This is a genomic window from Micromonospora deserti, from assembly GCF_003236335.1.
Lineage (GTDB): Bacteria > Actinomycetota > Actinomycetes > Mycobacteriales > Micromonosporaceae > Micromonospora > Micromonospora deserti.
The window spans coordinates 1-2,914 of the sequence record NZ_POUB01000442.1 but is presented as its reverse complement, the minus strand read 5'-3'; the positions used below and the strand labels follow the sequence as shown (position 1 = coordinate 2,914).

The following is a 2,914-nucleotide window of genomic DNA, read 5'->3' as shown; positions in this document are numbered from 1 at the left end:
CCCCGAAACCCGACATCCAGACAGCCACCACCCACCCACCCCCACAACGTCGGGAAACCGCCGCGTCAGTGCACGCCGTCGTAGTCGCGTCCGGCGTGCTGGCTGTCGGCCCAGGCGCTGCGGTAGATGGTGCCCCGGCCGCTCCGGTCCGGGGTGTCGACGACCGGCGAGGCCGGCGGCGGGACGGGCGGCAGGGCAGCCTCTGGTTGGGTCGCTGCCCTGCGGGCGCGGCGCAGCCGCGACACGACGAACCAGCCGACGCCGGCCACGCACGCGACGATGACGACGTTCTGCAGCGCGCCGACGTACCCCTCAACCAGGTGCCAGTTGTCGCCGAGCAGGTAGCCGGCCATCACGAAGGTGGTGTTCCAGATCAGGCTGCCCAACGTGGTGTAGACCACGAAGGTCCAGACCGGCATCCGCTCCACACCCGCCGGGATGGAGATCATGCTGCGAAAGATCGGGATCATCCGGCCGAAGAAGACGGCCTTGACGCCGTGCCGGTGGAACCAGTCCTCGGTCCGGTCCACGTCGCTGAGCTTGACCAACGGCAGCCGCGCCGCGATTGCCCGCATCCGGTCCCGGCCCAGCGCCGCTCCGATGTAGTACAGCGCGAGCGCACCGAGCAGCGAGCCGAGGGTGGTCCAGACGATCGCGCTGAGGACGCTCATCCGCCCCTGCCCGGCGACGAAGCCGGCCAGCGGCAGGATCACCTCGCTGGGGATCGGCGGGAAGAGGTTCTCCAGGGCCACGGCCAGACCCGCGCCCGGGCCGCCGAGCCGTTCGACCAGGTCGGTGACGTAGCCGACCAGGCCGCCCTGGGGTGGCTCCGCGTCGGCGGTGGCGGTGCCGGCGGCGAGCAGGGCGTGCGCGGTGCGAATCATGGCCCACACGCTACGAACCGATCCTGAGAGCCCGCCATGGGCCCACCGCCCGATCCGCCCGATGGACGCATCCGCGTCGGGAACTGCGGGGCGCCGGGATCGGCGGGGGCGGGGCCCGCCGCTTCACCCCGGGCGACGCCCCGGCGGTGAAAGCCGCTGGCCGGGTCCCCGGTCGGGGGCCCGGCCAGCGGCCGTGGGTTCGTCAGCGTCAGCTGGAGTAGCCGCGCTCGGCGATCCAGTTGGCAACCTTCTCGACGGTCATCCAGTAGTGCTCGTTCGGGTCGTACGGGTCGGCGATCTTCAGGGTGTCGCCACCGTCGCGGTAGCCGACCACGCTGAGGTAGTGCCCGCCCTCGAACGAGTGCCGGTTGCCGTCGGTGTCGACCGCGGTGCCCTTGATGTTGGCCACCACGCCGCGCTTGGCGTCGACCGCCTCGATCACGTCGGCTCGCAGCTTGTCGACCTGCTCCGGCTTGGCCTTGGCGCCACTGATATGAGTGGTCTCGTAGCCACCGCCGGTCAGCTCGTTGAGCACCCGGGTGGTGTCGTTGGCCGAGTTGGTGCCGGCCTCGGTGGTGCCCAGCTTCTTGGCCACCTCGTCCTGGTTGAGGACCTTGCCCTGCGTCGACAGGGCGATCCGGGTGGCGGCCGGGCCGCAGTAGTAGAAGTTCGGCTGGGCCTGGTAGTCGTGCTCCAGCACCCGCTCGCCCTTGCCCTTGCGCTCGGCCTGCACCGCGATGGCCGGCTTCTCGGCCGGGGCGGCCTGGGCGGCGATCGCCGGACCGGCGACGGCGCCACCGGTGACCAGCAGACCAGCAATGGACAGCGCGCTCTTACGAATGATCGAGTTCATCGTTCAAGCTCCAATCGGGGGTTGACGCCGCCATGGGGAATCGGCAGCGCAAGCGCCGGTGGAGGCGCTGAGAAGTTCGGGGGAAAGAGAACGCCCGCGCACGCCGGGGGATGGTGTCGCGGGCGTCGACCAGATGTAACGACCGGCTGCCGGCCGGCATTCCACCCGACCCTTGGCGGCGCTTGGTCGTACGGATGTGTAACGACCGCAAGCCCGTCGGCATTCCGCCGGGCGGCCAGGCGGCGACGCCGGCTCGGTCGTACGGGTGGTGTACCGGGCCCCGGCCGGCCGATGTTCCCCACCCGGGATCCGGTGAATCGGACATCGCACGCAGGGAGTGCCGCGGGGGCATGGACCGCCGGGCCTTGTGTTCCCTCGGCCCGGGTGTACCACGCCGAGGGACCCGACCTGGTACTGCGACGGCTGACCGGTCCGACCCCTGGCCGAGGGCGGCCGTCACCGGTTACACCCATGTCCCGTCCGCGATCGGCCGTCACCGGTGACACCGATGTCCCGGTCGCGACCGGACGTCCCCCAGTCACCGCCCCGGCCCGGGGACCGCCGGTGGGCGTACCGGGCCGCTGCGGCCGCTGGACCCGAGCCGTCGACCCGCGCGGGGCGCTCGGCCCGCTGGTGCCAGACGGGGGGCGCGCTCCCGAGCGGGACGATGGGAGCGGTGGGGCTGAGGGTGGTTCAGTCGTCGTCCTCGTCGCCGTCGCGGGAACTGGTGTCGACCTGGTCGAGCAGGGCGTCGAGCCGGGACGCGAGGTCGGCTGGGATGCGCTGCTTCTCGACCGCCTCGGCCAGCCGCTTCCGCAGCTCCTCGACCCGCTTCTCCCGGTCCCGGGGGCGGCCTCGGTTCAGGGCGCCGAGCTTGTCGCGCAGTTCCTCGGCCGTCTTCCGGTCGACCTCGCCCCGGGCCTGCGCCTCGGCGAGGACGGCGGCGAACTCGGCGGCCACCTGTCGCAGACTGACCGGCGCGGACCGGGCGGTGGTGGGTGGTGGCGCCGTGGAGGGCTCCGGCGCGGCGGGGGTCGGCTCCTCGACCGGAGCGACGCTGGACGGTCCGGCCGCCGGCGGTGCCTGCTCGCCGTCGCCGAGGGCGAGCACCGCGACCAGGCCGACGAGCAGCGCGACGCCGGCCGCGACGAGCACCGCTATCGGGCGGTTCGACGGC

The 2,914-nt window shown here is 72.6% G+C and carries 2 protein-coding genes and 1 pseudogene; all 3 read right to left on the bottom strand.

The annotated features are described in order from the left end of the window. Window positions 1-65 precede the first annotated feature (65 nt). A complete protein-coding gene (locus tag C1I99_RS30875) occupies window positions 66-884 on the bottom strand; it encodes a DedA family protein (RefSeq protein ID WP_111137672.1) in 819 nt (272 codons plus the stop codon). A 208-nt stretch (window positions 885-1,092) separates the two neighbouring features. Further along, window positions 1,093-1,737 (bottom strand): C39 family peptidase, encoded by a 645-nt coding sequence (locus tag C1I99_RS30870; RefSeq protein WP_111137671.1) that lies wholly within the window; start codon window positions 1,735-1,737, stop codon window positions 1,093-1,095. Window positions 1,738-2,430: 693 nt separating this feature from the next. Further along, window positions 2,431-2,914: pseudogene (locus C1I99_RS33015) on the bottom strand (serine/threonine-protein kinase); the annotation flags it as partial.

What these genes read in the sequence shown, in the direction of transcription:
- C1I99_RS30875 (WP_111137672.1), bottom strand. Translation starts at nt 884, where the DNA reads ATGATTCGCACCGCGCACGCCCTGCTCGCCGCCGGCACCGCCACCGCC.
- C1I99_RS30870 (WP_111137671.1), bottom strand. Translation starts at nt 1,737, where the DNA reads ATGAACTCGATCATTCGTAAGAGCGCGCTGTCCATTGCTGGTCTGCTG.